Origin of the sequence: Halomonas cibimaris, assembly GCF_039537045.1 — a bacterium.
In the GTDB taxonomy this organism is placed as follows: Bacteria; Pseudomonadota; Gammaproteobacteria; order Pseudomonadales; family Halomonadaceae; genus Vreelandella; species Vreelandella cibimaris.
The window spans coordinates 49,593-75,975 of the sequence record NZ_BAAAZT010000074.1 but is presented as its reverse complement, the minus strand read 5'-3'; the positions used below and the strand labels follow the sequence as shown (position 1 = coordinate 75,975).

Sequence of the window (26,383 nt, the reverse complement as noted above, 5' to 3'; positions counted from 1 at the left end):
GTGGTGTGCGTAACGCTGCGCGATGCATAGCGGTATCGTATAAACGTCGTCGTTATTATGTGTTGTATAAAAGGCTTGTATAACTGATGATGTGGCCTTCGCGCCGGTAAAAGGGCCAGAACGTGCCGAAGCCCCGCTTTACAAAGCCATCACCGCCGCTGCCTTGGCCATAACGGCAGTGTTGCTTGCTGCATAAATAAATGCAATTCATGTTATTTATGGTTTGGATTCCCTAAAGGAATACATTATGGATACCCAAAGCCTGCAAGCCTTTCTTGCCGTGGCCGACTGCCAAAGCTTTTCGCGGGCAGCAGACAAGCTGCACCTGACCCAGCCGGCCATCAGCAAGCGTATTGCCGTACTGGAAGAGCAGGTCGGGGTGCGCCTGTTTGACCGCATCAACCGGCGCATCGCCCTGACCGAGGCGGGCCATCTTCTGCGGCCCCGCGCCCGGCATATTCTTCTGGCCGTCGACGACAGCCGCCGAGCCCTGGCCAATCTGTCAGGCAAGGTGGGGGGCCGGCTGAGCATGGCCACCAGCCACCATATCGGCCTGCACCGCCTGCCGCCGCTGCTCAGGCGCTACACCCAGCGCCACCCCGAGGTGCAGCTGGGGCTTGAGTTTCTCGACTCCGAACAGGCCTACCAGGGGGTGCTGGACGGCCGGCTGGAAATCGCCGTGGTCACCCTTTCACCCGAGCCCCACGAGCGGCTGGACGTGGTGCCGATCTGGGTGGATCGCATGTGTTTTGTCTGCGCGGCGGATCATCCGCTGCATCGCGCCGCTTCGCTGACGCTTGGCGAGCTGTGCCAGCATGCAAGCGTACTGCCCGGCCCGCTGACCTTTACCCGCACGCTGCTGCGCCGGCGTTTTGAAAGCGAAGGCCTGCGCCTGACGGCGAGCATGTCGACCAACTATTTGGAGACCCTGAAAATGATGTGCCGCGTAGGGCTGGGCTGGAGTATGCTGCCCGAAAGCATGATCAGCCAGGATCTGGTAGAACTCGACGTTGCCACCCCGCCGCTTTATCGCCCGCTGGGCTATCTGGTCCACCACGACCGCACGCTATCCAACGCTGCGCGCTGCATGATCGAAGCGCTTGAGCAGGCTTGCGATCTCGGCGCCGACTATCGAGCTACGTTTACCGACCAGGACATCACGCCATGACGCTATCAAGGCCCTCTCTGTGGAAAACCTACCGCGATACCCCGCTGGTGCTCAAAATGGCGACGGGCTTTTTGCTGGGCATTGCCGCCGCACTGCTTTTTCGCGAGCAGGCCACCCTGGTCAAACCGCTGGGCACGCTTTTGATCCATCTGTTGAGCCTGATCGCCATTCCGGTGATTTTTCTCACCGTGGTGCTCGCCGTCAGCCAGATGAACCTGCCTCAGCTGGGCAAAATGGGCGGCAAGCTGTTTCTCTATTACTTGACCACCACCGCCCTTGCGGTGCTGATCGGCGTGTCGCTGGCGCTGTTTTTCAGCCCCGGCGAAGGGCTTTCGCTGCCGGATACCAGCGTGGACAAGCCCGACGTGCCGCCGATGTCGGACATTTTGCTGCGCATCGTGCCGCGCAATATGTTCGCGGCGTTTAGCGCCGGCGACCTGATGGCGATTCTGTTCGTGGCGATCATCATCGGCATGGCGATATCGACCATGCTGTTTTCCACCGACGACGCCATGCGCGAACACGGCACCCTGCTGAATCGCTTTTTCACCGCGATAAACGAAATGTTCTACCGCGTGTTAAACGGTATTCTGCTGTATGCACCCATCGGCATCTTTGCCATCAGCGCGTCCACCTTTGGCAGCCAGGGGTGGGAGACCCTGAAGTCGCTTTTGTACTTTACCGGGGTGTTTTATCTAGGGCTGATTATCCTGTGGAGCGTGGTATACACCGGCTTTATCAGCCTGTCTCGGCACTCGGTGGGGGCGTTTTATAAAAATATCCGTGAGGCGTTTACCACGGCGTTTTTTACCTCCAGCAGCCTGGCTACCTTGCCCGTTGCCATCAAGGCGGCCAAAAAAGCCGGCGTGTCGGAAAAAACCGCCAACTTTACTCTGCCTCTGGGGGCCATTTTCAACTCCGACGGCGGCGCGCTGCGCATGGGCGTTTCTCTGGTATTTGCCGCCAATATCACCGGTCTTGATCTGGCGTTTTCCAGCTTTGTGGTGATCGTGGTGATCGGCACGCTGCTCTCGGTAGGCACCGCCGGCGTGCCGGCGGCGGGGCTGGTGACGCTTTCTGCCGTGCTCAGCATGTTCGGTTTGCCGCTCGAAGTGGTGGCGCTGATTGCCGGGGTGGATGCGCTGATCGGCATGGGCGGCACCGCGCTCAACGTCACCGGCGATATTGTCGGTGCGGCCGTGGTCGACGACGAGAAACCCAACGCCCGGCGCCACGCGTCACGCCTGCACGAGACCTCTGCTCAGCCGCTTTCCGACTGACCGCCCGGCGTCGCGCACAGCACCGCGTTGCGCGGCGTCAGCGCCCGGTCGCAAAACGTCGCCAGGCTCGCCGTAAAGCCCGCCTCGCGCAGAAACATCAGCCGGTCGAGCAAAAGCCAGACCTCCAGCGGCCGGCGAAAAGCGTGGCGGGCAAGCTCCAGCCGCTGAACCTCGGCAAGCCGCGCCTGCCCGGCGGCCTCCCAGTTTCGCCGGGCAAAAACGTCAGCCGGCAGCGTAATGCCCTTCTGCGCGGCCGCCCAGCGGGCAAAGCCGGCGAAGTCCGCCGGCATCTTGCCGTAGGCCAAACTGGGTACCGGCAGGTACGCATCCACCCCGCGCACCTCGCGCTGGAGCAGATCAAATCCCAGCCGCCGGGCGCCGGCGCGCTCGCGCTGGCGGCTGACCGCCGGCGGCGCGGTGACGGTTTCCTGCACGGCAAGCGCCAGATCATCGCGCTCAAGCACAAGCCCGGCATCCGCCATCAGCCGACGGCCCAGCATCGACAGCGGCCGATAGCGCTCGGCCGCCGTGCGCTGATAGCAGCACGGCGCCAGCGTAACGGAGACACCCCGGCACGCGGCCTGCTGCAAAAGCGCGACGTGAAGGTCGCCGCAGGCGTGAAGCGCTACGGCGTGGCCGCCGCCGTCCAGCCAGCCGCCAACGTTCGGCGCCAGCACGTCCTGCTGCGCCAGGGTGACCGCCACCCCTTGCTTTTGCGCCAGGCGCTGCCCCTGCTCGCAAAGCATGGCCTGCCATTCAAGCCCTGTGACCTTGCAGCCGCGCATACGGCTTAGCGTGCGCGCCAGGTGCCCTTTGCCGGCGCACCATTCCACCAGTGGCCCCGCGTTAGCGGGCACGCAGCGCGCAAACGCCTGTAACTGGCGCCATTTACGCCCGCCGACATGATCGCCCCAGGCATTGGGCAGCGCCGGGACCCTGGCCGGATGCTCCGACAGATGAGAAAGCGCGCGCAGCTCGGTTACCGGCAGCCACGCCGCCAGCGCGTCATCCGCCAGCGGGGCGTTTTCCAGCCGCTCCACGCAGGCGTCGTCCAGCGCCAGCAGCGCCTGGTACAACTCCGGATACGCGCCGGCCCAGGGCAGGCAGCGATGGGTAAACGGCGGCGTGCCCCAGAGCGGCTGCCAGTGAGCCAAAAGCGCTGTCAGGCGCTGGAAGCGCTCGGCATACATCATGATCGACTCTCTCCATGCGGGTATAGCGGTGGCGGCGCGCTGGCTTTTCCACGGCGTTGCCGTTAGCCTGCCAAAAATTTTCAGGAAGGCGGACATGCACGAATACTCTCCTCGGCGGCGCATCGCCGGCGGGCTGATTCTACTTGCGCTGCTGCTGCAGATTGCCGGGTTCAGCGGCGTAGTCAGCACCGCGGTAGCGGTGAGCTACGCACTGTGGCTGGCCGTGGTCCTTTTGTGGCGGGATATTCCCACGCGCTCGCGCCGCCAGGCCGGCGCGCTGATTGCGCTGGGGGTGAGTATGCTGCTGGGCGCGCGCCTTGGCTACGGCGCTGAAGTTGACTGGCCGGCGATGCTTACGCGCAACGCCTTTGTTGTCGCCATGCTGGTGGGGGTGAGCTTTATCGGCCTGGTTGGCACCCAGGGCAACCGCGGCGCACCCGGCGCGCGGGTCACCGGCACCGGCGGCGTGCTGAGAAGCTGGGCCGGGGTGCACTTTCTCGGCACCATTTTAAACCTGTCGGCGGTGTTTATGGTCGGCGATCGTCTATCCCGGGAAAGGCCGCTGTCCACGCCCCAGCTGCTGGCGCTGAACCGCGGGCTTTCCAGCGCGGCACTGTGGTCGCCGTTTTTCGCCTCCATGGGCGTGGTGATCGCGCTGGTACCCGGCATGCAGTACGGCTACGTGGCGCTGGCGGGCTTTCCGCTGGCCATGTGCGCGGGGCTTTTCACCGTCGTGGAGCTGAGACGACGCTTTGATCTCGACGACGTCGACGGCTTTTCGCTGGCCCCCCAAAGCCTTTTGATGCCGCTCGGCATGGCGGTACTGGTAATGCTGTTTCACTTCTGGCTCACGCCTGCGCTTTCCATTGTCAGCATTATTACCTTTTTGCTGCCGAGCGTGGCGCTTGTGGCCAACCTGGCCTACGGGGCGCGCTATACCGCCCGTCGCATCCGTCAGCACGCCATGACCCGGCTGCCGGCCATGCGCGGGGAGATTTCGCTGTTTCTGGCCGCCGGGCTTTTCACTCTGGGGCTTTCTACGCTGGTCGACGCGGCCACCCCGGACGACTGGACGCTGTTTGCCCGCTTCGGCATGCCCCAGGCCATGGCCAGCCTTGTAGCGATTGTGCTCAGCGCGGTGATCGGCCTGCACCCGATTATCGGCGTATCCACGCTGGCCTCGATTCTCTCGCTTGAAGGCAGCGCTCAGACGCTGTTCGCCTTTGTCGCCCTGGCGGGCTGGGCGGTGGGCACCGCGGTGGGGCCGCTTTCCGGCATCAACCTGTCGCTGCAGGGGCGCTACGGCGTCAGCGGCTTTTTTATCATGCGCCAGAATTTGGGCTACGCGGCGATGACGGGCGCGCTGGCACTCGCCGCCATTGCTGCGCTGGCGCTGCGGCTCGGGCTTGGCTGACGGGCCCGGCGGTGCCGGGCCGCCCGGGCGTTTTCAGCCCTTGCGCGTGGCGGTCAGACGGGTGAAATAGCGCCCGCCGCACTGGTGGCAGGGTTCCAGCAGCTGCACCCGGTCAAGCACGACTTCAGCGTCGCAGTGGGTGCAGGCCATTTTACCGGGCGCGGCCATTTCGCCTTCGCAGTAGTCGGCCCGGGCGGCTTCCAGATCCTCATCAAAACGCTCGCGCTCGACCACGCTGCGATCGGCAATGGACAAAAGCGACTCGCTCACCCGGCGGGAGAGCTGCTCCAGATCCACGCCCAGCCACTCGGCCACCTGGCGGCCGGTCGCGCTGAGATAGCCGCGCATATCGCGCAGGTCGCGCTCGACCCAGGCACGCAGCAGCGCCAGCTCATCCCGGGTGTATTCGGCCAGTTCGCTTTCAAATTCGACGGCGTCGTCCAGCTCTTTTTGCAGATTATCCCACGTCAGCTCTTCAGTGCCGCTTTTCACCCGTTCCAACAAGCGCTCATAGCCTTCACGCAGACGGCTTTCGCTGTGCTTTTCCATGATCTTCTCCTTTGCCGTTTCAACTTCGACCCGACGGGCACGCCCGGCGTGCACCGATGCCGATGCGTGTGCTTTGCCTGCTTGCCCGTTCAAGGTTACCCCTTCATAGGATACAATCGAGACAACGCAAGCATTCAACTTTTTCTCATTCACGCTCGCCCGGCTACGCCGGGTGAGCAGCCCAAGGCCTTGAATAAACCGATGGACGCACAATACAGCCCCCGCGAGATTGAACGCGACGCCCAGCAGTACTGGGACAAACACCAGTGCTTCAAAGCCGTGGAAGACGCCAACCGCGAAAAATTCTACTGCCTGTCGATGTTTCCCTACCCCAGCGGCAAGCTGCACATGGGGCACGTGCGCAACTACACCATCGGCGATGTAGTATCGCGGTTTCAACGTATGCAAGGCAAAAACGTTCTCCAGCCCATGGGCTGGGACGCCTTCGGCATGCCGGCGGAAAACGCCGCGATTCAAAACCAGGTGCCGCCGGCCCGGTGGACCTACGGCAACATCGACTACATGCGCCGCCAGCTCAAGGCGCTGGGCTTTGCCTACGACTGGGACCGTGAGTTTGCCACCTGCGACAGCGACTACTACCGCTGGGAGCAGTGGTTTTTCACCCGGCTTGTTGAAAACGGCATGGTCTACAAAAAGATGGCCACGGTAAACTGGGACCCGGTGGATCAGACGGTGCTGGCCAACGAGCAGGTCATCGACGGCTGCGGCTGGCGCTCCGGCGCGCCGGTGGAGCGCCGCGAAATCCCGCTGTGGTTTTTGAAGATTACCGACTACGCCGACGAGCTATTGGCCGATCTGGACAAGGTCGAATGGCCCGAGCAGGTCAAGACCATGCAGCGCAACTGGATCGGCAAGTCCCGCGGGGTCGAGCTTTCCTTTGCCATCAACGACGAAAACGGCGGCGAGTGCGCGCCGCTATCGGTCTACACCACCCGCCCGGACACGCTTTTCGGCGTGACCTACGTGGCCGTGGCCGCGGACCACCCGCTGGCCAAAAGCGCCGCTGAACGCCGCCCTGAGCTGGCCGCCTTTCGCGAGGAATGCGCCAAGGGCGGCACCACCGAAGCCGAAATGGCCACCAAGGAGAAAAAGGGCCTGCCCACCGGCCACGTCGCCATCCATCCGCTTACCGGCAAGAAGGTGCCGGTCTATGCGGCCAACTTCGTGCTCATGGAGTTCGGCACCGGTGCCGTGATGGCGGTGCCCGCCCACGATCAGCGCGACTGGGAGTTTGCCCACGAATACGCGCTGCCGATTACGCCGGTGATCGCCGACCCCGACGGCAATACGCCGGACTTAACCGACGGCGCCTACGTCGAGCACGGCCGGCTGATCAACTCCGGTGAGTTCGACGGGCTGGACTTCGAGGCCGCCTTTGACGCCGTGGCCAAGGCCCTTGCCGAGCAGGGCCGCGGCGAGGTCAAGACCAACTACCGCCTGCGCGACTGGGGCATCGCCCGCCAGCGCTACTGGGGCGCGCCGATCCCGGTGAAGTACGGCCCCGAAGGCCAGACCGTACCGCTCACCGACGACGAGCTGCCGGTGAAGCTGCCCATGGAGGTCACCGTGGACGCCTCGGGCTCGCCGCTGAAGAAGATGCCCGAGTTCTCGGAGCTTGGCGACGGCTGGACCCGCGAGACCGACACCTTCGACACTTTCATGGAGTCGTCCTGGTACTACGCACGCTTCTGCTGTGCCGACAACGCCAGTGCCATGCTCGACGAGCGCGCCAACTACTGGCTGCCGGTGGATCTCTACATTGGCGGCATCGAGCACGCCATTTTGCATCTGCTCTACGCGCGCTTTTTCCACAAGCTGATGCGCGATTTTGGCATGGTGGATTCCGACGAGCCGTTCCAGCAGCTGCTCACCCAGGGCATGGTCATCGCCGAAACCTACTACCGCCCTACCGCAGGCGGCGGCAAGCAGTGGTTCAACCCGGCGGACGTCAAGGTCCAGCGCGACGACAAGGGCCGTGCGGTCAGTGCGGTGCTGCTCGCCGACGGCGAGCCGGTCACCGCCGGCGGCATTGAGAAGATGTCCAAGTCGAAAAACAACGGCGTCGATCCTCAGTCGATGATCGATGAGTTCGGCGCCGATACCGTGCGCCTGTTCATGATGTTTGCCGCCCCGCCGGAGCAGTCGCTGGAATGGTCAGACGCCGGCGTGGAAGGCGCCCACCGTTTCATCAAACGCCTGTGGCGCCAGGTCCACGAGCACGTCGCTGCGGGCACACCGGCCGCGCTTGCCGAGGTGGCGCTAAACGACGCTCACAAAGCGCTGCGGCGCAAAACCCACGAGACCATCAAAAAAGCCAGCGACGACATTGGCCGGCGCACCACCTTCAACACCGCCATTGCCGCGGTAATGGAGCTTTCCAATACGCTGGGTCGCTTTACCCACGAAGTTGACGCCGCCGACGCCGACAACCTGGCCGTGGCCCGCGAGGCGGTGGAAACCTGCGTGCTGCTGCTCGCCCCCATCACCCCGCACCTGTGCCATGCCCTGTGGCAGCACCTGGGCCACGATGGGCCGGCCATCGACGCCGCCTGGCCGGCGCTTGACGAAAAGGCGCTGACCCGGGACAGCATTGAGCTGGTGGTTCAGGTCAACGGCAAACTGCGCGCCCGCCTCAACGCCCCGGCAGACGCCGACAAGGCCGCTGTGGAAGCGCTTGCCATGAATGATGACAACGTCAAGCGCCACATCGACGGCAAGACCGTGCGCAAGGTCATCGTGGTGCCCGGCAAGCTGGTCAATATCGTGGTGAGCGGATGAGCGTCACCGACCGCACACGCCGCGCGCTGATAGGCGCGACGCTGGGCACCTCGGCCGCTGTTCTGCTGGGCGGCTGCGGCTTTCATCTGCGCGGTCGCAATGGCCTGCCCACGCTTCCGCTCTTTACCCTTGAAGGGCAAAGCCAGAGCGATTTGGGCCAGGCCCTGCAGCGCCAGCTGGAACGCTATGACAGCGGCACAAGCGCTAATGCCCCCTGGCGGCTAACGCTTGGCAACGTGGATATGCGTAGCCGCCGCCTGGGGGGCGACGGTCGCGGCAGCCGCGAACACGAATTCACCCTAAGCGTTCGCGTCTCGCTACAGCAGCGCGACAACCAGGCCTACGTGTGGAATCGTAAATCCCTCAGCCGGTCGGTCAGACAGCGCGTCAACGATGACGACCTGCTCAACCGCGACGTGCTGATCAATGAAGCCCGCCGGCAGCTGGCCGATCAGCTGGCCCGGCGCATTAGCGAACGCCTGGCAAGCCTTGAGGCGCTCAAGTGAAGGTCTTTGCCGATCAGCTGCCCGGGGCGCTGGCTAAACGCCTGCCCCGCGCAGTCATCGTCTCCGGCGACGAGCCGCTGCAGCACCGTGACGCCTGTGACGAGGTGCGTGCAGCCGCGCGCCAGGCCGGCGTGGAAGAGCGCGAAGTACTGGACATCGAGCCCAATTTTGCCTGGGGCAGGCTTTTTGAAGTAGCGGGCAATCTCTCGCTGTTTGCCACCCGCAAGCTGATCGAAGTGCGTCTTGGGCGGCACAAGCTGGGCCAGGAAGGCGCCAAGGCGCTTGCCGAATACGCTGAACGGCTGGCCCATGGCGACGATATTCTGCTGCTTAGCACCGGCAAACTGGATGCCCGCCAGCAAAAAAGCGCCTGGTTCAAGGCGCTGGACAAGCAAGGGCTGTTCGTGCCGGTATGGCCGATTGATGCCTCGCGGCTGGGCTTTTGGCTGCGTGATCGGGCGCAGCGACACGGCCTGCAGCTGGAACTTGACGCCGCTCGCCTGCTCGGCGAGCGCACCGAGGGCAACCTGCTCGCCGCCGATCAGGCACTGCAAAAGCTCGCGCTGATACTGCCGCCTCATGCCCGAGTGAATCTGGAAAGCATCGCCCAAGGGGTGGAAGACAGCACGCGCTTTGACGTTTTCAACCTGGCAGATGCCTGCCTGAAAGGGGAAATTGCCCGTACTTCGCGCATTGTCTACGGGCTGAAAAGCGAAGGCACCGAAGCACCCGTCGTACTCTGGGCGCTGGGGCGAGAAATGCGCACGCTTCTATCGCTGCACCAGCATCTAGAACAGGGCCAAAGCTTCGAGCACGCCTGCAAGGCGCAAAAGCCGATGATTTTCGATCGCCGCCGCCCGGCCTATCAGCAAGCCATCCGGCGGCTTCCCATGCGCCGGCTGCACAAGCTATTGCTCATGGCCCAGCGGCTTGACCTGGCCGTCAAGGGCGCCTCCCCGGTGCCGCTGTGGCAGGGCCTGCACGATCTGGCCATCACCCTTGCCGGCGGACGCGGCCCGCTGGCTGAAACGGCCTGGACATACCGGATTCATTAATGTGCCGGCGACGTTACCGGAAGATACAAACTTGGCATTTTACTGCACAGCCCGATGTTAACCGCGCCGATGCTTCTTTCTATACTCCAGAGGTAGGATAAAACCCGGATACCGCCGCACCGGCTATCCCGGTTCGGCGGTATCTTCTCTATGCAATGCAATTCTATGCAATGCCATACAACGCACCGCAAGACCACGCCATTTACCGAGGGAACCGCCATGCCATATTTTCGTCGTTACGTCGCCGTTTTACTGATCGCGGTACTTAGCCTTGGCGCCCTGCCTGTTGGCGCTGCACAAACCGCCGGTTTGGTGAGCACCCAAAGCGCTCTGCAGGCGGATACCGCAAGCAGCGACCGCCAGCGTATCAATGACGTGCTGGCCCGGGCCGATGTCCAAAAACAGCTGCTGGCCCAGGGCGTCAGCGTCGACCAGGTTAAAAACCGCGTGGCCGCGCTGAGCGACGCCGAGGCGAAACAGATGGCCGAACGCCTCGACGCGATGCCCTCCGGGGCCGGCGTGGTTGGCGCTTTGTTTGCGGTATTTGTGATCTTGCTCGTCACGGATATTTTGGGCCTGACCGATGTCTTTCCCTTTACCCGCTAAGCGCGACGCGCACCGCAAAAGCCCGCAAAACGCCCGCCGCGCGGGCGTTTTACTGTGTGGCGCCTTGCTTGCCGTGTTACTCAGCGGCTGCGCTACCGGCCCGGCTCTGCAGCCGGCAACGTATCAGCTTCCTAAACGTGTAGAGCTTACAAACGTGCCGTTTTACCCGCAGGAAAAATACCAGTGCGGCCCGGCGGCGCTGGCCACGGCGCTCAACTATGCACCGGCAGCCAAGCCGCGTTCAGCGGCTGTCTGGAAAGCCCCTCAAGCCCGGGGCCGCAAAAGAGACACCCACATCACCGCTAAAAACCTGGTGCCCCAGGTATTCATTCCCGGCCGTGACGGCAGCGTACAGCCGGAAATGCTGGCCACGGCGCGCCGCCATGAGCGCATCGCCTATCCCGTACGCCCCACGCTTGATGCTCTATTGGCACACGTTGCCGACGGCTACCCGGTGGTGGTCATGCAAAATCTGTCGCTGCCGGTTTGGCCCATGTGGCACTACGCCGTGGTGATCGGCTACGACCTGGGCGAAGAGTCCCTGATACTGAGAAGCGGCGAGACCCGCCGGCACCGCGTCTCATTCCGTCGCTTTGACGCAACCTGGGCACGCAGCCAGCGCTGGGGTTTTGTGCTGGCAAGACCAGGGCGTATCCCCTCGGGTATTACGCCCCGGCGCGCGGTGCAGGCCATCAGCGACTATCAAGCGCTGCACGGCATCCGGGCCGCCCTTTCCAGCTGGCAGGCGCTGACCCAGGCGCAGCCGCACAATGCCATGGCGCATTTTGGTTTGGGCAACGCCTACTACGAGCAGCAGGCGCTGCAGAAATCGGCCTTGGCCTTCCAGCGTGCCACCGCAGCGGATGCCGCACTGGGCGTGGCGTGGCTGAATTTGGGGCTGGTAAACCGCGAACTGGGCCGCATGAACCGGGCGCGCAAAGCGCTGGAAAAAGCCGCCGAGCTTGACAGCACTTGGCAGGAGAAAGCCCGCACCGCTCTGGAGACGCTCTAGCGCACTCGGCTTCTGAGCCGAGGCCTGCGACGTGCAAAAAAAGCCCGCGCTGAGCGCAGGCTTTTTTCATGGCGTTAGTGTGGCAGGTGCCGATCAGCGGGCGATGTTATAGCCCAGGTCCGCGCCGCGGCCTTCATCGCTTTGCCGGCGGGCGCTGATGCCCTGGCGCTTGCGGTTTTTTTCTTCGCAGACATCGTCCTTGCCGCCGCATACCTCGCAGCCTTCCTTCAGCCCCAGCTGGTTCAGCCCGCCGCAGGAGCCGGCGATGGGCTTGCGCCCCATCAGCACGCCCACGGCCATGGCGGTCATCAAAAGCAGCATAAAGCCCAGTGCCAATAGCCAGATCGTCATTGTCTACCTCCCGATGCGGCGGCTTGCCCGGTGACTGCCGACCGCTTGTCTGATTGAGCCGATACGGCTCGAAGTCTGTACCAAAACGTTTTGCCTGTGCCGCCATTATCGTAATAAACGGCGGCAAACACAAAGGGATGGCCCGCTGTTGCGCAGCCTGCCTGTATCGCATAAAAAAGGGCCGACTCTATGGCCGGCCCCTCGTCTTTCTCATCACCGAATAGCGCCGACGTTAACCGCCGAAGTCGTCCAGCATGATGTTTTCCGGCTCAACCCCGAGATCCAGCAGCAGCTTAACCACTGAGGCGTTCATCATCGGGGGGCCGCACATGTAGTACTCACAGTCTTCAGGGGCCGGATGGTCCTTGAGGTAGTTTTCGTAGAGCACGTTGTGAATAAACCCGGTGGGGCCGTCCCAGTTGTCTTCGTCAAGAGGGTCAGACAGCGCCAGGTGCCACTCGAAGTTGTCATGCTCTTCGGCCAGCTTGTCGTACTCTTCGTTATAGAAGGTCTCGCGCCAGGAGCGCGCTCCGTACCAAAAGCTCACTTTACGGTCGGTATTCAAACGCTTGAACTGATCGAAGATGTGGCTGCGCATGGGCGCCATGCCGGCGCCGCCGCCGATAAAGATCATTTCGGCGTCGGTGTCCTTGGCAAAGAATTCGCCGAACGGCCCCATGACCGTCACCTTGTCGCCGGGCTTCAGGCTGAACACGTAGGTCGACATCAGGCCGGGCGGGTGGCTGGTTCCCGGCGGCGGCGTGGCGATACGGATATTGAATTTGAGAATGCCCTTCTCTTCCGGGTAGTTCGCCATGGAGTAGGCGCGGATCACCTCCTCGTTGTTTTTGTGCGAGACGTCAAAGAGGTTGAACTTCTTCCAGTCGCCCTGGTATTCCTCGTCGATATCAAAATCGGAGAACTTGATATCGTAAGGCGGCGCTACCAGCTGCACGTAGCCGCCGGCACGGAAATCCACTTCTTCGCCTTCCGGCAGTTTGAGGTTCAGCTCCTTGATAAAAGTGGCAACGTTGGGGTTTTCGATCACCTCGCATTCCCACTTCTTCACGCCGAAGACTTCTTCAGGCACCTCGATCTTCATGTCCTGCTTCACCGGCACCTGGCAGGAAAGACGCCAGCCCTGCTTTTTCTCACGCATGGTGAAGTGGGACTCTTCGGTAGGCAGAATCGAGCCGCCCCCTTCTTCTACCCGGCACTTGCACTGGGCGCAGGAACCGCCGCCGCCGCAGGCGGACGACAGGAAAATGCCGTTGGCCGCCAGGGTGTTGAGCAGCTTGCCGCCGGCCTGGGTGGTGAGCGTGCTATCAGGATCGCCGTTGACCTCAATGGTCACGTCACCGCTGCTCACGAGTCTGCTGCGGGCTGCCAGGATGATCGCCGTCAAACTGATGACGATGACCGTGAACATGACAACACCGAGCAAGATGATGGATGTATCAACCATGTCGGTTTCCTATTGCTGAGGGTTATTCCGAGACCGGCGATGCCGGGCATCGCCGGAGAACCGCTGCATCAAAGCTGAATGCCGGAGAAGGACATAAAGCCCAGCGACATCAAACCCACCGTAAGAAAGGTGATGCCAAGCCCCTGCAGGCCCGCGGGAACGTCGCTGTATTTCAGCTTTTCACGAATGCCGGCCAGTGCAGCAATCGCCAGCGCCCAGCCCACGCCTGCACCGAAGCCGTACACCACGGACTCGCCGAAGTTGTAGCTACGCTCAACCATGAACAAAACGCCGCCCAGAATGGCGCAGTTAACGGTAATCAGCGGCAGAAACACGCCCAGCGCGTTGTAAAGCGCCGGTACGTACTTGTCCAGAAACATCTCCATGATCTGTACAAGCGCGGCAATCACGCCGATATAGCTCAGAAGCCCGAGGAAGGACAGATCGATGTTTTCTGCACCGGGAATGCCGGTCCAGGTCAGCGCGCCTTCCTGCAGCAGATAGGTATAGACCAGGTTGTTGACCGGTACAGTCACCGAAAGCACCACGATCACCGCAACGCCCAGCCCCAGTGCCGAGGAGACTTTTTTGGACACGGCAAGAAAGGTACACATGCCCAAAAAGAACGCCAGCGCCATGTTCTCGACGAAGATCGCTTTCGTCAAAAGGCTCAGATAATGTTCCATGCTACACGGCCTCCTTCGGCTGAGTGTTGTTCTTCATCTGGAATTCGTTTTCTTCCACCTGTTCGGGATTGATGGAGCGCAGCACCCAGATCAGAAGGCCGATGACGAAAAACGCCGACGGCGGCAGCAGCAAAAGGCCGTTGCCGATATACCAGCCGCCGTCCTGCACGGTCTGCAGCACGGTAAAACCGAACACGCTGCCCGAGCCGAGCAGCTCACGGACAAAGCCTACGACCATCAGCACAAAGCCGTAGCCCAGGCCGTTGCCCACGCCGTCGAGAAACGAAAGCCCCGGCGAGTTGGACATGGCAAAGCCTTCGGCGCGCCCCATAACAATGCAGTTGGTGATGATCAGCCCCACAAACACCGAAAGCTGCTTGGACATCTCGTAGGCGTAGGCCTTGAGAATCTGATCCACCACGATGACCAGCGAGGCGATGATGGTCATCTGCACGATGATACGAATCGACGACGGGATGTGATGGCGAATCAGCGAGACGAAAAAGCTCGACAACGAGGTAACAAAAATGACCGCCAGGGTCATGACCAGCGACACGCTCATGCTGGTGGTTACCGCCAATGCCGAACAGATGCCCAGAATCTGCAGGGCGATGGGGTTGTTCTGGAAGATCGGCGTCGTCAGGACGCTTTTGGGAGTAACGTCTGCCATGATTAGGCTCCTTCGGATTCGCGTTCAACATCGGCACTTTGTGCCTGCGCCGGGCTGACATCGCTGCGGAACCTGGCCAGATAGTTACCAAAGCCGCCTTCACCGAGCCAGAACTGCAGCATGTTGGTCACGCCGTTGCTGGTCAGGGTCGCACCGGACAGCGCATCCACTTCGTACTTGCCGGATGCCCCGCCCTTGGCCAGATGGATTTCCGGTGACAGATCGCCCTTGTCGTCGTAAATCTTCTTGCCTTCCCACAGCGCCTGCCAGCGCGGGTTGTTGACTTCGGCACCCAGTCCGGGGGTTTCGCTGAGCTCGTAATAGGTGATGCTGACAATGGTATTGCCGTCACCCTTGACCGACAGGAAGCCGCGCATCAGCCCCCACAGGCCCTGCCCGCGAATCGGCAGCACAATCTGGCTGGGATCGTTCGGATCGCCCACCAGGTATACCGTGGAGTATTCCTCCACCCGGGAAAGCCCGGCGATATCCTCGGGGCCGGAGAGGGTACGGCCGGTCGCCGGATCGCTTGCCGCCTCGAAGTGGTTGAAGGTATCCGGATCATACTTGTCGGTATATTCACCGGTACGCATATTAACGACGCGGGCCGCCATGCGCTCGCTGAACACCTCTTCTACGTCCATGCCCGGCTCATAGAGGTTGGCGACGTTGAGGATGTTGGTCTTGCGGTCCAACTCCTGGTTGAGCTGCTGCTGCGGGCGCAGCGCCACCGCCGCTGTGGATACAATCACAGAGCAGACGATACACAGCGCAAACGCCACAATCAGCGTTTTTTTGATCGAGTTGTTACCCATCAGGCAGTCTCCTCGGCCGGCACGCCCACGCGCTTGACGCGACGCTTGATATTGGCCTGGACAAAGAAGTGGTCAATAAGCGGCGCGAACAGGTTGGCAAACAGAATGGCCAGCATAATGCCTTCAGGGAAGGCCGGATTGACCACGCGGATCAGCACGGTCATAAAGCCGATAAGCACGCCGAACAGCAAACGCCCCGGATTGGTCATGGAAGCTGACACGGGGTCGGTCGCCATGAACACCGTACCGAAGGCAAAGCCGCCTACTACCAGGTGCCAGTACCAGGGCATGGCAAACATGGCGTTGGTATCAGAGCCGATCAGATTAAACAGCGTACTGGTACCCACCATGCCCAGCAGCACGCCCAGCATGATGCGCCAGGAGGCAATCTTGGTCCACAGCAGCACAATTGCCCCCAGCAGAATCGCAAAGGTCGACACCTCTCCGACCGAGCCGGGCACAAAGCCCCAGAACGCATCCCACCAGCTGAAGGTGGAAGCCACCTGATCCATACCGTTTTGAAACGCCATGGACAGCGCGGTAGCCCCGGTGTAGCCGTCGGCCGCCACCCAGATGGAGTCACCGGAGATCTGCGCGGGGTAGGCAAAGTACAAAAAGGCACGCCCGGTCAGCGCCGGGTTGAGGAAGTTCTTGCCGGTACCGCCAAACACCTCCTTGCCGATCACCACGCCAAAGGTAATGCCCAGGGCTACCTGCCACAGCGGAATCGTGGCCGGCAAAATCAGCGCGTAAAGCACCGAGGTTACAAAAAAGCCTTCGTTGACTTCGTGGCCGCGCTTGATGGCAAACAGCACTTCCCAAAAACCGCCGACCACAAAGGTCACCAGATAGATCGGCAGGAAATAGGTGGCACCCAGCACGAAGTTGGCCCACAGGCTGTCGGGGTTATGGCCCGACGCCAGCAGCATCATCAGCCCCTCGCGCCAGCCGCCCATTGACGCATAGCCGGCTTCAATGGCGGTGTTGGCCTGCCAGCCGGCGTTCCACATGCCAAAAAACATGGCCGGGAAGGTGCACAGCCAAACGGTGATCATGATGCGCTTGAGATCGATACCGTCGCGCACGTGGGCGGTGGTCTTGGTAACGCTTGGCGGGGTGTAAAAAACCGTGTCTACCGCTTCAAACAGCGGATAGAACTTTTCAAACCGGCCGCCTTTTTCAAAATGCGGCTCGATGTTGTCGAGCGTTTGTCGAATACCCATCATCAGGCCTCTTTCTCGATCATGGTGAGATTGTCACGCAGGATGGGGCCGTACTCGTACTTGCCCGGGCAAACGTACGTGCAAAGCGCCAGATCCTCTTCATCCAGCTCCAGACACCCCAGCTGCATGGCAACCTCAATGTCCCCCACGATCAGTGAGCGCAGCAGCTGCGTCGGCATGATATCCAGCGGCATGATTTTTTCATACGCCCCTACCGGCACCATCGCCCGCTCCGACCCGTTGGTCGTGGTCGTCGGTGCGTAGTGGCTCAGACCGGTAATTTTGGACAGATAAATGCCCAGCACGGAGTGGCGATTGCGCCCCGGCGACAGCCAACCCATGAAGCTGCGCTTGTTGCCTTCTTCAAGCAGGCTGAACTGATTATGAAAGCGCCCGGCATAGCTGAGCTTGCCTTCGGCGGTAAAGCCGGAAAACACCGCGCCGGAAATCACGCGCGTGTCGTCAGGCTTGACGACTTCATCTGCGAGCAGCTCATCAACGCTTGCACCGATGCGCGTGCGCAGCAGGCGGGGCGACGCTGCCCGCGGCCCGGTCACGGCCATGATGCGGCTGACGTCAAGCTTGCCCTGGGTAAACAGCCGCCCCACGGCAATCACGTCCTGATAGCCGATGTGCCAGACCTGCCGATGCAGCGCCACCGGCGACAGGTAGTGGATATGCGTGCCTACCAGGCCTGCCGGGTGCGGCCCGGAAAACGTCTCGACGCTTACGCCGTTCACATCGCCGCCGGGAATCGACGCCTCGTTTCCGGTGCACAGATACACCTTGCCTTCGGTCAGGCGGGCCAGCACCTTCAAGCCGTCTTCGAACGCCTCGGGGGCTTCGTTGATGATCGTTGCAGGATCCGGGCTTAGCGGCTGGGTATCCACAGCGGTAACAAAAATATCGGCGGGCTGGCTGTCGAGTGCCGGCGTGCGGGAATACGGGCGCGTGCGCAGCGCGGTCCACAGCCCGGAGTCTACCAGCTGGTCCACGACCGTCTGGCGCTCCAGACGCTCCAGAGCGCTGCGCGAATGTGCGGTGAAAGAGACGGCTTGCTCTTCCCCTTCATCGACTTTGATCACCACCGACAACAGGCGGCGCTTTTCGCCACGATTGATAGCAGCAATCTCACCGGCTGCGGGTGCCGTAAAACGAACCCCCGCTATTTTCTTGTCAGTGAAAAGCAGTTGGCCCAGTTTGACCTTTTCCCCAACCTGCACTTCCATGGTCGGCTTCATGCCGACATAGTCAGTGCCCAGGATAGCTACGTGACGTGCCGGCTTTGCCGCGTCGATGCGCGGCACCGGCACCCCCGTGATGGGGAGATCCAGGCCTTTCTTGACTTCGATCATAGTCTCGCCCAGTTGATGGATCGGATATACGAAGATAAGGGGTTCGAAAAGTTTCGAATTCTTGGTATCCGCTAGATTGTTACCAGTCGGGCCCGAGACGTGCTCGAACCACCCCAAAAATCCACCGTATTATAAAGATAAGCGCGGCCAATGACCACATCCATCAGGCCTCACCAAAGTGGTAGGCGCCTGTGCCAACCGTCTCTCGACAACGCAAAACGCCACCCGAAGGTGGCGTTTACACAGCCCTTGGCAATACGCTAACAACGGCGCATCAGCTCGCCTCGTGGGGCAGTTTGAGGAAATTGACGTGGGAGATATGCTGCAACAGGCGAATCACCTGGCAGCTGTAGCCGAACTCGTTGTCGTACCATACATACACCACGGCATGGTTGTCGTCGGCGATGGTGGCCTTGGCATCGACGATGCCCGCCTTGCGATTCCCCACAAAGTCCGAAGAAACCACTTCGGCGGAATCGACAAAGTCGATCTGCTTTTGATAGGCCGAGTGAATCGACATTTGCCGCAGATAATCGTTGAGCGATTCGGCATCGACGCCTTTTTCCAGGGTCAGGTTGAGAATGGCCATGGAAACGTTGGGCGTGGGCACGCGAATAGCGTTGCCGGTCAGCTTGCCGGAGAGCTCGGGCAGCGCCTTGGCCACGGCCTTGGCCGCACCGGTTTCGGTCAGCACCATGTTAAGTGCTGCACTGCGCCCGCGGCGATCGCCCTTGTGGTAGTTGTCGATCAGGTTTTGATCGTTGGTATAGGCGTGGACGGTTTCCACATGCCCGGTCGCTACGCCGTACTCGTCGTTGATGACCTTGAGCACCGGCACAATCGCGTTAGTAGTGCACGACGCCGCCGAAAGAATGCGGTCGTCTTCCTGAATGTCGTCGTGATTGATGCCGTAAACGACGTTTTTGATATCGCCTTTGCCCGGCGCGGTCAGCAGCGCCTTGGCCGCGCCCTTGCACTCAAGGTGCTGCCCCAGACCGGCCTCGTCGCGCCAGATACCGGTGTTGTCCACGATCACGGCGTTATCAATGCCGTAGTCGGTGTAGTCGATATCGGCCGGTGAATCGGCGTAGATCATCTGAATGACGTTGCCGTTAACGGTCAGCGTGCGCGTCTGGACATCCACGTCGATGGTGCCTTCAAAGGGACCGTGGACGGAATCCCGGCGCAGCAGGCTTGCGCGCTTTTCCAGATCCCTGGCGATATCGCCGCGGCCGCGCACGACAATCGCCCGCAGGCGCAGCAGATTGCCGCCGCCGGCCTTTTCGATCATTACCCGGGCCAGCAGCCGGCCGATGCGACCAAAGCCGTAAAGCACCACGTCCTGGGGCGTACCGGTGCTCGCACCGGGCTGATAGGCGTCGACGATTTCGTGCAGCTCGCGGCGCAAAAACGCCTCAACGTCGCCGCCGCCCTGGCGCTTGAAGCGCACCGCAAGCTTGCCCACGTCAACGTGAGCCGGCCCCAGATTCAGCTCGCCCATGGCCCGCACAATAGGGTAGGTGTCTTCTACGGTCAGCTCGGTGCCTTCGATTTTGCGCACAAAACGGTGATCCTTGAGAATACGAATCACCGATTGCTTGATCAACGAACGGCCAAACATGGTGGCCACGACGTTATTTTGGCGGTACAAGCGCCCGACCAGCGGCACCATCTGCTCGGCCAGAGCTTCGCTGCTCTGCCATTCCCGAAAAACGTTATCAAGCATTGGCTGACTCACGTGCGACCTCTTTGGGTAATGAAGGAAGTTCGTGCGCGTATTATCCTGACCTGCCGGCCGTCGCGCAAATTTTGGATGGTCGCAGCGCCTGTAAACCGACTACAGCGCGCCTGGCTTGCCACCCCGTCCGCGCCGGATGACCGTGCCCGGCCGGCGTATCGTGTATGATCGGGGCGTTCATTTTTGCGTCAACCCGCCAACTGATATCGACTATGCCGACTTTTTCACTGCTCGACCCGCCCTCTCCTCAAGGCACCCGCGATACGCTGTACTGGACAACGCCGCCGGGCAGCGCACCGGCGCTGGCGCTTGCCCGCGCGGCGGCGCAGGCGCCCTTGCTGGTCATCACGCCCAGCACCGCCAGCGCCCAGCAGCTGGAACAAACGCTGGCCTTTTACAGCGATATGCCGGTACTGCCCTTTCCTGACTGGGAAACGCTGCCCTACGACAGCTTTTCCCCGCATCAGGACATCGTATCCACCCGGCTGCGCACCCTGCGCGAGCTGCAGGGCGGGGTCCACGGCATCGTACTGGTACCCATCAACACCTTGATGCAGCGCCTGCCCCCGGTGGACTACATCGCCGGGCGCGTGCTGACCCTTTCCGCCGGCGACACGCTGGATCGCGAACAGCTGCGCACCTCGCTTAGCCGCGCCGGCTATCGCGCGGTGGAAACCGTTTTCGAGCCCGGCGAGTACGCCATGCGCGGCGCACTGATCGATCTGTATGCCATGGGCATGGAGCAGCCTATCCGCATCGATCTGTTCGACGACGAAATCGATACCCTGCGCTATTTCGACCCCGGCACCCAGCGCTCCAGCGACAGGGTCGAACGCGTGGAGCTGCTCCCGGCCCATGAATATTCGCTGTCACGCAGCGCCATCGCCTGTTTTCGCGAACAGTTCGAAACCCTGTTCGACGTCGACCCGCGCCAGTGCCCGCTGTACAACGACGCGCTCAAGGCCATCCCCTCGCCCGGGCTTGAACAGTATCTGCCGCTTTTTTTCGAACACACCGCTTCGCTTTTCGATCACCTGACCGACGCCACCCGCGTGGCGCTGCTGCCCGGCGTGTACGACGCCGCCGAACAGCACTGGAACGCTATCGAAGCGCGCTACACCAACCTTGGCGTAGACCCCACACGCCCGCTGCTGCCGCCTCATCGCGCGTTCTGGCCGGTCAGCGACATTTTTGCCGCGATCAAGCAGCGCCCGCGCATCGAGCTGACCGATGACCCCGCCCATCCCCACGCGCAGCCGTCCAACGCTGTCGCGCTGCCCGATGTGGCCATCAACGCGCGCAGCCCAGCGCCGCTGGCCGGCCTTGAGCGCTTTATCGACGGTCATCCGGATACGCGCATCCTGTTCGTGGCCGAATCCCGCGGCCGGCGCGAAGCGCTGGAAGAGCTGCTGGCACCGCTGGCGCTGTCGCTGCCTCACGTTGACGGCTTTGCCGAGTTCATTGCCGGCAACGCCCGCTTTGCCCTGACCGAAGGCCAGGTGGACGCCGGCCTGTGGCTTGATCACCCCAACCTTCTGGTTCTGACCGAAACGGAGCTGTTTGGCGAGGTGGTACGCCAGAGCCGGCGCCGGGAAAAAGCCACCGACGACAATGATTTCGCCGTGCGCCACCTGTCTGAGCTCAAGGCCGGCGCGCCGGTGGTGCACCAGGCACACGGGGTGGGCCGCTACCTGGGGCTGGAAGCCATCGAAGCCGGCGGCCAGGCCAGCGAATTCTTGGCGCTGGAATACGCCGGCGGTGCCAAGCTTTACGTGCCGGTCGACAACCTACACCTGATCTCACGCTACAGCGGCGTCGACGACGAGCTGGCGCCGCTGCACAAGCTGGGCTCGGACCAGTGGGACAAAGCGCGCAAGAAAGCCGCTGAAAAAATCCGCGATACCGCCGCCGAGCTGCTGGATATCTACGCCCGTCGCGAAGCCCAGCAAGGCGTGGTTTACGACGCGCCGGGCAGCGACTATCAGCGCTTTGCCGCCAGCTTCCCGTTCGAAGAGACCCCCGACCAGAAAGCCGCCATCGACGCGGTCATCAGCGATCTGACCGCACCCCAGCCCATGGACCGCGTAGTCTGCGGCGATGTCGGCTTTGGCAAGACCGAAGTGGCCATGCGCGCGGCCTTTCTCGCCGTCCAGTCCGGCCGCCAGGTGGTGGTGCTGGTGCCCACAACGCTGCTGGCCCGCCAGCATTTCGAGAACTTCCGCGATCGCTTCGCCGATACCGCCGTCAACATTGGCCTGCTGTCGCGCTTTACCGGCGGCAAGGGCGCCAGCGAAGCGCTGGAGAAGGTCAAAAGCGGCCAGACCGACATCGTCATCGGCACCCACAAGCTATTGTCAAAAAGCGTTGCGCTGCCGCAAATGGGGCTATTGATCATTGACGAAGAGCACCGCTTCGGCGTCGCGCAGAAAGAAAAACTCAAGACCCTGCGCGCCGAAATCGACATCCTCACGCTGACCGCCACGCCCATTCCGCGTACGCTCAACATGGCCATGAGCGGCATTCGCGACCTGTCGATCATTGCCACGCCGCCGGCCCGGCGGCTGTCGGTGAAAACCTTTGTTCAGCAGCGCGCCGACGGCGTGATCAAAGAAGCCCTGCTGCGCGAGCTTTTGCGCGGCGGCCAGGTATATTTTCTGCACAACGAAGTCAAAACCATCGACAGCGCTGCGGAAAAAATCCGCGAGCTGGTGCCGGATGCCCGGGTAGCCGTGGCCCACGGCCAGCTGCCCGAACGCAGCCTGGAGCGGGTCATGTCGGATTTCTACCACCGCCGCTTCAACGTGCTGGTATGCTCAACGATTATTGAAACCGGCATCGACGTGCCCAGCGCCAACACCATTGTGATCGAGCGCGCCGACAAGTTTGGCCTGGCCCAATTGCACCAGCTGCGCGGACGCGTGGGGCGCAGCCACCACCAGGCTTACGCCTACCTGCTCACGCCAACGCCCAAGGCCATGACCCGGGATGCGGTCAAGCGGCTCGAAGCCATCAGCGCCTCCGACGATCTGGGCGCCGGCTTTACCCTGGCCAGCCACGACATGGAGATTCGCGGCGCCGGCGAGCTTTTGGGCGACGAGCAGAGCGGCCAGATGGAAACCATCGGCTACACCCTGTACATGGAAATGCTCGACCGCGCGGTGAAGGCGATACGGGCGGGCAAAACGCCCAACCTTGATGCCCCCTTCGACAGCGGCATTGACATCAATCTGAACCTGCCGGCGCTCATTCCCGACGACTATATTCACGACGTGCAGCAGCGTCTGGTGATGTACAAACGCATCGCCAGCGCCCGGGGCGACGCAGACCTCAAAGAGCTTCAGGTAGAGCTGATTGATCGCTTCGGGCTGCTGCCCACCCCGCTTAAGCATCTGATTCGCCAGACGCGGCTGCGCCATCGCGCCGAACCGCTGGGCATTCAGCGCCTGGAAGCCGGCGAATCGCGCGGGCGAATAATCTTCGCCGCCGATACCCGGGTGGATCCCATGACGCTGGTCAGCCTGATTCAAAAAGCCCCGGATGCCTATCGTTTGGACGGCTCGGATACGCTGCGTTTCACCCAGCCCATGGAAAGCGCCGACGCTCGCTTTGAGCAGGTGGAGTCGCTGCTGCACACTCTCAACCAGACCTCTTCCGCCGCCTGATCCCCCAAGGAACCGCCATGCACGCGCCCCCTTTCTACCGACGCTTACCGGTCGCCATGCTGCTCGCTGCCGCCATCAACGCGGGCTTCTCTCTACCTGATGCGGCTGCAGCGGCCTCTGATCTGTCGCGCGGGCAGTTTTCTCTGCCCGACACCGGCGACGTCATCGGCACGCCTTATACGGTCACGGTGCAGGATCACGAACAAACGCTGATTGACCTAGCCCGCCAGCACAACATCGGCTATGAAGAAATCCGCATGGCCAACCCCGATATCAGCCTCTGGGTGCCGGGCAAGGGCACCGAGGTCGTCATTCCCCGCCGCTACCTCCTTCCCGATGCCAAGCGCGAAGGGATCGTCATCAACCTCTCTGAGCTGCGCCTTTACTACTATCCTGCCGACCGGCCGGACATCGTGGAAACCTACCCCGTCAGCGTCGGCCGCGAAGAGTTTGCCACCCCGGTAGGCGTCACCAAAACCACCGTCAAGGTCAAGGATCCGGCCTGGGCCCCGCCGGCCTCCATGCGCCGGGAGGCCGCTGAGCGCGGCGATCCGGCTCCCAAAGTAGTGCCGGCCGGCCCTGACAATCCGCTGGGCCGCCATGCCATTCTGCTGGGTATTCCCAGCTATCTGATTCACGGCACCAATCGCCCTGAAGGGGTTGGCATGCGGGTCAGCCGCGGGTGCATTCGCATGTATCCCGAAGATATCGAGTCGCTTTATCAGCGAATCCCGGACAGCACCCGGGTCAACATTATCGATGCGCCGTTCAAAGCCGGCTGGGATAGCGACTCAAGCCTGCTGGTGCAGTCGTTTCCCCGGCTGGTTGAACAAGGCGCCGGCTTCGAGCCGCTGCTCAATGCGTTTGAGGTTATCGAGGCGCAGATCGACGACGACATTGCCATCGACTACGCAGGCGTTAAGCAGGCCGTTGAAAATCCCAACGGGACGATGGTGGCGCTTTACGGGCCTCAGGCGCCCACCCTCAGCGGCGGCTTTAACTGGATGAACGCGCTGCAGCTTCATCCCCCGCTTTCCGCCGGAACGCCGGACCGCGGCGAATATCCTGAATAACCCCGGGGCCAGACAGCAAAAAACCCTGCCGAAGCAGGGTTTTTGTGCTATGCAAAAACGACCGCGAAGAGCCTATGCTCCGTTCGCGGCTTGCACGCAATATTACTTCTGCATGGAGCGCTCGAACATGCGGTTCATTTCTTGACGGTTCTTTTCCGACATCTGCAGTGCCGCACGTGCGTCGCGCTGCGCCTGTTTTGCGGTGTTCAGCGCCTGGGAAGCGGTGCTGCGTGCTTCAGCGGCGTCGGCCTGAGCGGATTCTGCGGTTGTGCGGACTTCTTCCAGCGCGCTGGTAGAAGCACAGCCGGCCAGAATCGCCAGAGAAGCGGCAGCGGCAGACATTTTCAGGGTCGTCTTCAGAGTCATAGTGTTCTCCTTGAGTCTTCCTTGGTGCTACGTGGATGAAACGACAAGAACAAGGCTAAAGGCCTTATACAATCTTGTCTACCTGCGATTGGCAGGTTTCACGGCAGCGACATATGCCGCAAGGCACAGACGCGAAACACCGTTGTATTATAGCAGAAAGCGTTTGTCTATTGCCGCACGATCAGATGCTAAAACTTTGAACAATCTTTAACAACAATACCTTAGCGAATGACCACGCGAGTGCCCATGTCTACCTGCGTTTTCAGCCGATCGATTTGCGCATCCGTCATCGCCACGCAGCCCTGCGTCCAGTTCATCCGCCGATGGATGGCCGGATCCGCCGGCCCCAGCCCGTGAAGACCGATGGCCCCGCCAAGCACGGTATCTTGCGGCGGGGTTTTATAGCGCCGATAGTGGTCAAAATACGCCTGATACTCTTCGCGCGAATAAAGCCCGGTGCGCAGCGCCATTCTGGCGTGGTCAGGCGTCGGATAGTCAACGCCCATAAACAGATGCCAGCGGCTGTCAAAGTTAAAGCGGTTGACGCGAAACTCGCCTTTGGGCGTTACGCTGCTACCGCTGATCCGCTGAGTGGCCGCACCGCCACGCCCGATCGACACCGGGCTGAAACGTTCGATGCGCGTGCCGCCACGATAGACGTCAAGCATGCAGGCCCGGTCATCCACCAATACCCACACTTCATCAACGTGCTGCGGCCGCACGGCATCGGCCAGCTGCTGCTCGACCAGGTCAACAAAAGCGACCCGGGCCATAAACGAAGCGCTGGCCGGCGCGGCATAAAGCGCAAGGCACCCGGCGGTGCCGGCCAGAAAGCGGCGGCGGTCCAGAGGCATACAAAAATGCTCGGCAGATAAAAGACGACGCGGCCGGGGCGGGCCTAGATGTCGTCAAACTCTTCAAACTGCGACACGATGCGGCGCACTTCGGCCTCGTGGCCTTCGGCCAGCGCGCCAAAGAACTCTTCTTCGGCAGGAATAACGGCTTTTTTGGCGCGATATTCATACAGCTTCTGCAAGGCCTTGTGCGCCTCGGTTGCGGCCTGCATCGCCGCGTCAATGCTGTCGTAGGTGGCATACTGTGCCAGACGCTCAAGCTCGGGCGGCTGAGGGAAATCCGCCGGGTTGTCAAACCAGGTGTTAAGCACTTTTTCATGGCCCGAGGCTTCGGCCAGCACCTCTTCAAGCCCGGTTTTCATGCGCAACTCTTCTTCGGCCAGATAATTCAGCGCCATGGTCAACCGCTCGCTTTGCGCGGCTTTCGCCTTATCGCTGAACTGCCGCGCCATCCGCGCATGAAAGTCGGCCGCCCAGGCTATCAGGTCACGTACTTGGTTATAGCGCATATCCTCTCCTTTTCCGATCGTCACGCGGACAGTG

General features: G+C 61.8%; 23 protein-coding genes. 10 read left to right on the top strand and 13 right to left on the bottom strand.

Annotated elements, in window-relative coordinates:
* The first annotated feature begins 247 nt into the window (after positions 1 to 247).
* Both ABD654_RS09440 and ABD654_RS09435 read left to right on the top strand, forming a co-directional pair.
* Positions 248 to 1,168 (top strand): LysR family transcriptional regulator, encoded by a 921-nt coding sequence (locus ABD654_RS09440; RefSeq protein ID WP_344704591.1) that lies wholly within the window; start codon positions 248 to 250, stop codon positions 1,166 to 1,168.
* Complete coding sequence (locus ABD654_RS09435; RefSeq protein WP_344704589.1) at positions 1,165 to 2,448, top strand: dicarboxylate/amino acid:cation symporter; 1,284 nt, start codon at positions 1,165 to 1,167, stop codon at positions 2,446 to 2,448. The genes ABD654_RS09440 and ABD654_RS09435 overlap by 4 nt, the downstream gene beginning before the upstream one ends.
* On the opposite strand, the gene ABD654_RS09430 is transcribed toward ABD654_RS09435, so the two are convergent.
* Complete coding sequence (locus ABD654_RS09430; RefSeq protein ID WP_344704587.1) at positions 2,430 to 3,641, bottom strand: methyltransferase; 1,212 nt, start codon at positions 3,639 to 3,641, stop codon at positions 2,430 to 2,432. The two genes, ABD654_RS09435 and ABD654_RS09430, sit on opposite strands and share 19 nt — an antisense overlap.
* Before the next feature lie 94 nt (positions 3,642 to 3,735).
* On the opposite strand from ABD654_RS09430, the gene ABD654_RS09425 reads away from it, so the two are divergent.
* Entirely contained in the window at positions 3,736 to 5,055 is a 1,320-nt protein-coding gene (locus ABD654_RS09425; protein ID WP_344704585.1) for a hypothetical protein, read from the top strand.
* Positions 5,056 to 5,088: 33 nt separating this feature from the next.
* On the opposite strand, the gene ABD654_RS09420 is transcribed toward ABD654_RS09425, so the two are convergent.
* Positions 5,089 to 5,604, bottom strand: coding sequence for a zinc ribbon-containing protein (locus ABD654_RS09420; RefSeq protein ID WP_344704584.1), 516 nt, complete (start codon positions 5,602 to 5,604; stop codon positions 5,089 to 5,091).
* A gap of 201 nt (positions 5,605 to 5,805) precedes the next feature.
* Here ABD654_RS09420 and leuS point away from each other — a divergent pair, with 201 nt between their 5' ends.
* The 5 genes from leuS to ABD654_RS09395 all read left to right on the top strand — a co-directional run bounded on the left by leuS (position 5,806) and on the right by ABD654_RS09395 (position 11,582).
* Complete coding sequence (gene leuS / locus ABD654_RS09415; RefSeq protein ID WP_344704583.1) at positions 5,806 to 8,403, top strand: leucine--tRNA ligase; 2,598 nt, start codon at positions 5,806 to 5,808, stop codon at positions 8,401 to 8,403.
* A complete protein-coding gene (locus ABD654_RS09410; protein WP_344704581.1) occupies positions 8,400 to 8,909 on the top strand; it encodes an LPS-assembly lipoprotein LptE in 510 nt (169 codons plus the stop codon). Before leuS ends, ABD654_RS09410 begins: the two co-directional genes overlap by 4 nt.
* Positions 8,906 to 9,964: a DNA polymerase III subunit delta gene (holA, locus tag ABD654_RS09405; protein WP_344704579.1), complete on the top strand. Its 1,059-nt coding sequence runs from the start codon at positions 8,906 to 8,908 to the stop codon at positions 9,962 to 9,964. The genes ABD654_RS09410 and holA overlap by 4 nt, the downstream gene beginning before the upstream one ends.
* A 219-nt stretch (positions 9,965 to 10,183) precedes the next feature.
* Positions 10,184 to 10,570, top strand: coding sequence for a PA2779 family protein (locus ABD654_RS09400; RefSeq protein WP_344704577.1), 387 nt, complete (start codon positions 10,184 to 10,186; stop codon positions 10,568 to 10,570).
* Between the two features lie 154 nt (positions 10,571 to 10,724).
* A complete protein-coding gene (locus ABD654_RS09395; protein WP_344704575.1) occupies positions 10,725 to 11,582 on the top strand; it encodes a PA2778 family cysteine peptidase in 858 nt (285 codons plus the stop codon).
* 93 nt (positions 11,583 to 11,675) lie between these two features.
* Here the strand turns inward: ABD654_RS09395 and nqrM are convergent, their stop codons facing one another.
* The 8 genes from nqrM to ABD654_RS09355 all read right to left on the bottom strand — a co-directional run bounded on the left by nqrM (position 11,676) and on the right by ABD654_RS09355 (position 19,885).
* Positions 11,676 to 11,933: a (Na+)-NQR maturation NqrM gene (gene nqrM, locus ABD654_RS09390; protein ID WP_344704573.1), complete on the bottom strand. Its 258-nt coding sequence runs from the start codon at positions 11,931 to 11,933 to the stop codon at positions 11,676 to 11,678.
* 232 nt (positions 11,934 to 12,165) lie between these two features.
* On the bottom strand, positions 12,166 to 13,398 hold the full coding sequence (nqrF, locus tag ABD654_RS09385) for an NADH:ubiquinone reductase (Na(+)-transporting) subunit F (protein ID WP_344704571.1): 1,233 nt from the start codon (positions 13,396 to 13,398) through the stop codon (positions 12,166 to 12,168).
* 68 nt (positions 13,399 to 13,466) lie between these two features.
* Positions 13,467 to 14,084, bottom strand: a complete 618-nt coding sequence (gene nqrE / locus ABD654_RS09380; RefSeq protein WP_344704569.1) for an NADH:ubiquinone reductase (Na(+)-transporting) subunit E — start codon at positions 14,082 to 14,084, stop codon at positions 13,467 to 13,469.
* Position 14,085: 1 nt separating this feature from the next.
* Positions 14,086 to 14,754: an NADH:ubiquinone reductase (Na(+)-transporting) subunit D gene (locus ABD654_RS09375; RefSeq protein ID WP_344704567.1), complete on the bottom strand. Its 669-nt coding sequence runs from the start codon at positions 14,752 to 14,754 to the stop codon at positions 14,086 to 14,088.
* 2 nt (positions 14,755 to 14,756) lie between these two features.
* A complete protein-coding gene (locus ABD654_RS09370) occupies positions 14,757 to 15,569 on the bottom strand; it encodes a Na(+)-translocating NADH-quinone reductase subunit C (RefSeq protein WP_344704565.1) in 813 nt (270 codons plus the stop codon).
* Positions 15,569 to 16,795 carry an NADH:ubiquinone reductase (Na(+)-transporting) subunit B gene (locus ABD654_RS09365; RefSeq protein WP_344704563.1) on the bottom strand — a complete coding sequence of 409 codons (1,227 nt, stop codon included), beginning with the start codon at positions 16,793 to 16,795 and terminating at the stop codon, positions 15,569 to 15,571. The genes ABD654_RS09370 and ABD654_RS09365 overlap by 1 nt, the downstream gene beginning before the upstream one ends.
* Positions 16,795 to 18,147: a Na(+)-translocating NADH-quinone reductase subunit A gene (locus ABD654_RS09360; protein ID WP_344704561.1), complete on the bottom strand. Its 1,353-nt coding sequence runs from the start codon at positions 18,145 to 18,147 to the stop codon at positions 16,795 to 16,797. The genes ABD654_RS09365 and ABD654_RS09360 overlap by 1 nt, the downstream gene beginning before the upstream one ends.
* Positions 18,148 to 18,421: 274 nt before the next feature.
* On the bottom strand, positions 18,422 to 19,885 hold the full coding sequence (locus ABD654_RS09355; protein WP_344704559.1) for a glyceraldehyde-3-phosphate dehydrogenase: 1,464 nt from the start codon (positions 19,883 to 19,885) through the stop codon (positions 18,422 to 18,424).
* A 212-nt stretch (positions 19,886 to 20,097) separates the two neighbouring features.
* Between ABD654_RS09355 and mfd the strand changes: the two genes are divergently transcribed.
* Positions 20,098 to 23,547, top strand: coding sequence for a transcription-repair coupling factor (mfd, locus tag ABD654_RS09350; protein WP_344704557.1), 3,450 nt, complete (start codon positions 20,098 to 20,100; stop codon positions 23,545 to 23,547).
* 17 nt (positions 23,548 to 23,564) lie between these two features.
* A complete protein-coding gene (locus ABD654_RS09345) occupies positions 23,565 to 24,620 on the top strand; it encodes a L,D-transpeptidase family protein (RefSeq protein WP_344704555.1) in 1,056 nt (351 codons plus the stop codon).
* Positions 24,621 to 24,722: 102 nt separating this feature from the next.
* Here ABD654_RS09345 and ABD654_RS09340 read toward each other — a convergent pair whose 3' ends face one another.
* The 3 genes from ABD654_RS09340 to ABD654_RS09330 form a co-directional block, all read right to left on the bottom strand.
* Entirely contained in the window at positions 24,723 to 24,986 is a 264-nt protein-coding gene (locus ABD654_RS09340; protein WP_344704553.1) for an Lpp/OprI family alanine-zipper lipoprotein, read from the bottom strand.
* 221 nt (positions 24,987 to 25,207) lie between these two features.
* Positions 25,208 to 25,840 (bottom strand): L,D-transpeptidase family protein, encoded by a 633-nt coding sequence (locus tag ABD654_RS09335; RefSeq protein ID WP_344704551.1) that lies wholly within the window; start codon positions 25,838 to 25,840, stop codon positions 25,208 to 25,210.
* Between the two features lie 44 nt (positions 25,841 to 25,884).
* The gene (locus ABD654_RS09330; protein ID WP_344704549.1) at positions 25,885 to 26,349 is read right to left on the bottom strand and encodes a 2-hydroxyacyl-CoA dehydratase; all 465 of its coding nucleotides are present in this window, start codon (positions 26,347 to 26,349) and stop codon (positions 25,885 to 25,887) included.
* Positions 26,350 to 26,383: the final 34 nt, after the last annotated feature.

Coding starts and splice junctions, on each gene's coding strand:
- ABD654_RS09435 (WP_344704589.1), top strand. CDS start 1,165: ATGACGCTATCAAGGCCCTCTCTGTGGAAAACCTACCGCGATACCCCG.
- ABD654_RS09410 (WP_344704581.1), top strand. CDS start 8,400: ATGAGCGTCACCGACCGCACACGCCGCGCGCTGATAGGCGCGACGCTG.
- ABD654_RS09330 (WP_344704549.1), bottom strand. CDS start 26,349: ATGCGCTATAACCAAGTACGTGACCTGATAGCCTGGGCGGCCGACTTT.
- ABD654_RS09430 (WP_344704587.1), bottom strand. CDS start 3,641: ATGATGTATGCCGAGCGCTTCCAGCGCCTGACAGCGCTTTTGGCTCAC.
- nqrE (WP_344704569.1), bottom strand. CDS start 14,084: ATGGAACATTATCTGAGCCTTTTGACGAAAGCGATCTTCGTCGAGAAC.
- ABD654_RS09365 (WP_344704563.1), bottom strand. CDS start 16,795: ATGATGGGTATTCGACAAACGCTCGACAACATCGAGCCGCATTTTGAA.
- ABD654_RS09425 (WP_344704585.1), top strand. CDS start 3,736: ATGCACGAATACTCTCCTCGGCGGCGCATCGCCGGCGGGCTGATTCTA.
- ABD654_RS09370 (WP_344704565.1), bottom strand. CDS start 15,569: ATGGGTAACAACTCGATCAAAAAAACGCTGATTGTGGCGTTTGCGCTG.
- mfd (WP_344704557.1), top strand. CDS start 20,098: ATGCCGACTTTTTCACTGCTCGACCCGCCCTCTCCTCAAGGCACCCGC.
- ABD654_RS09335 (WP_344704551.1), bottom strand. CDS start 25,840: ATGCCTCTGGACCGCCGCCGCTTTCTGGCCGGCACCGCCGGGTGCCTT.
- ABD654_RS09400 (WP_344704577.1), top strand. CDS start 10,184: ATGCCATATTTTCGTCGTTACGTCGCCGTTTTACTGATCGCGGTACTT.
- ABD654_RS09420 (WP_344704584.1), bottom strand. CDS start 5,604: ATGGAAAAGCACAGCGAAAGCCGTCTGCGTGAAGGCTATGAGCGCTTG.
- nqrM (WP_344704573.1), bottom strand. CDS start 11,933: ATGACGATCTGGCTATTGGCACTGGGCTTTATGCTGCTTTTGATGACC.
- ABD654_RS09440 (WP_344704591.1), top strand. CDS start 248: ATGGATACCCAAAGCCTGCAAGCCTTTCTTGCCGTGGCCGACTGCCAA.
- ABD654_RS09345 (WP_344704555.1), top strand. CDS start 23,565: ATGCACGCGCCCCCTTTCTACCGACGCTTACCGGTCGCCATGCTGCTC.
- ABD654_RS09360 (WP_344704561.1), bottom strand. CDS start 18,147: ATGATCGAAGTCAAGAAAGGCCTGGATCTCCCCATCACGGGGGTGCCG.
- leuS (WP_344704583.1), top strand. CDS start 5,806: ATGGACGCACAATACAGCCCCCGCGAGATTGAACGCGACGCCCAGCAG.
- ABD654_RS09340 (WP_344704553.1), bottom strand. CDS start 24,986: ATGACTCTGAAGACGACCCTGAAAATGTCTGCCGCTGCCGCTTCTCTG.
- nqrF (WP_344704571.1), bottom strand. CDS start 13,398: ATGGTTGATACATCCATCATCTTGCTCGGTGTTGTCATGTTCACGGTC.
- ABD654_RS09375 (WP_344704567.1), bottom strand. CDS start 14,754: ATGGCAGACGTTACTCCCAAAAGCGTCCTGACGACGCCGATCTTCCAG.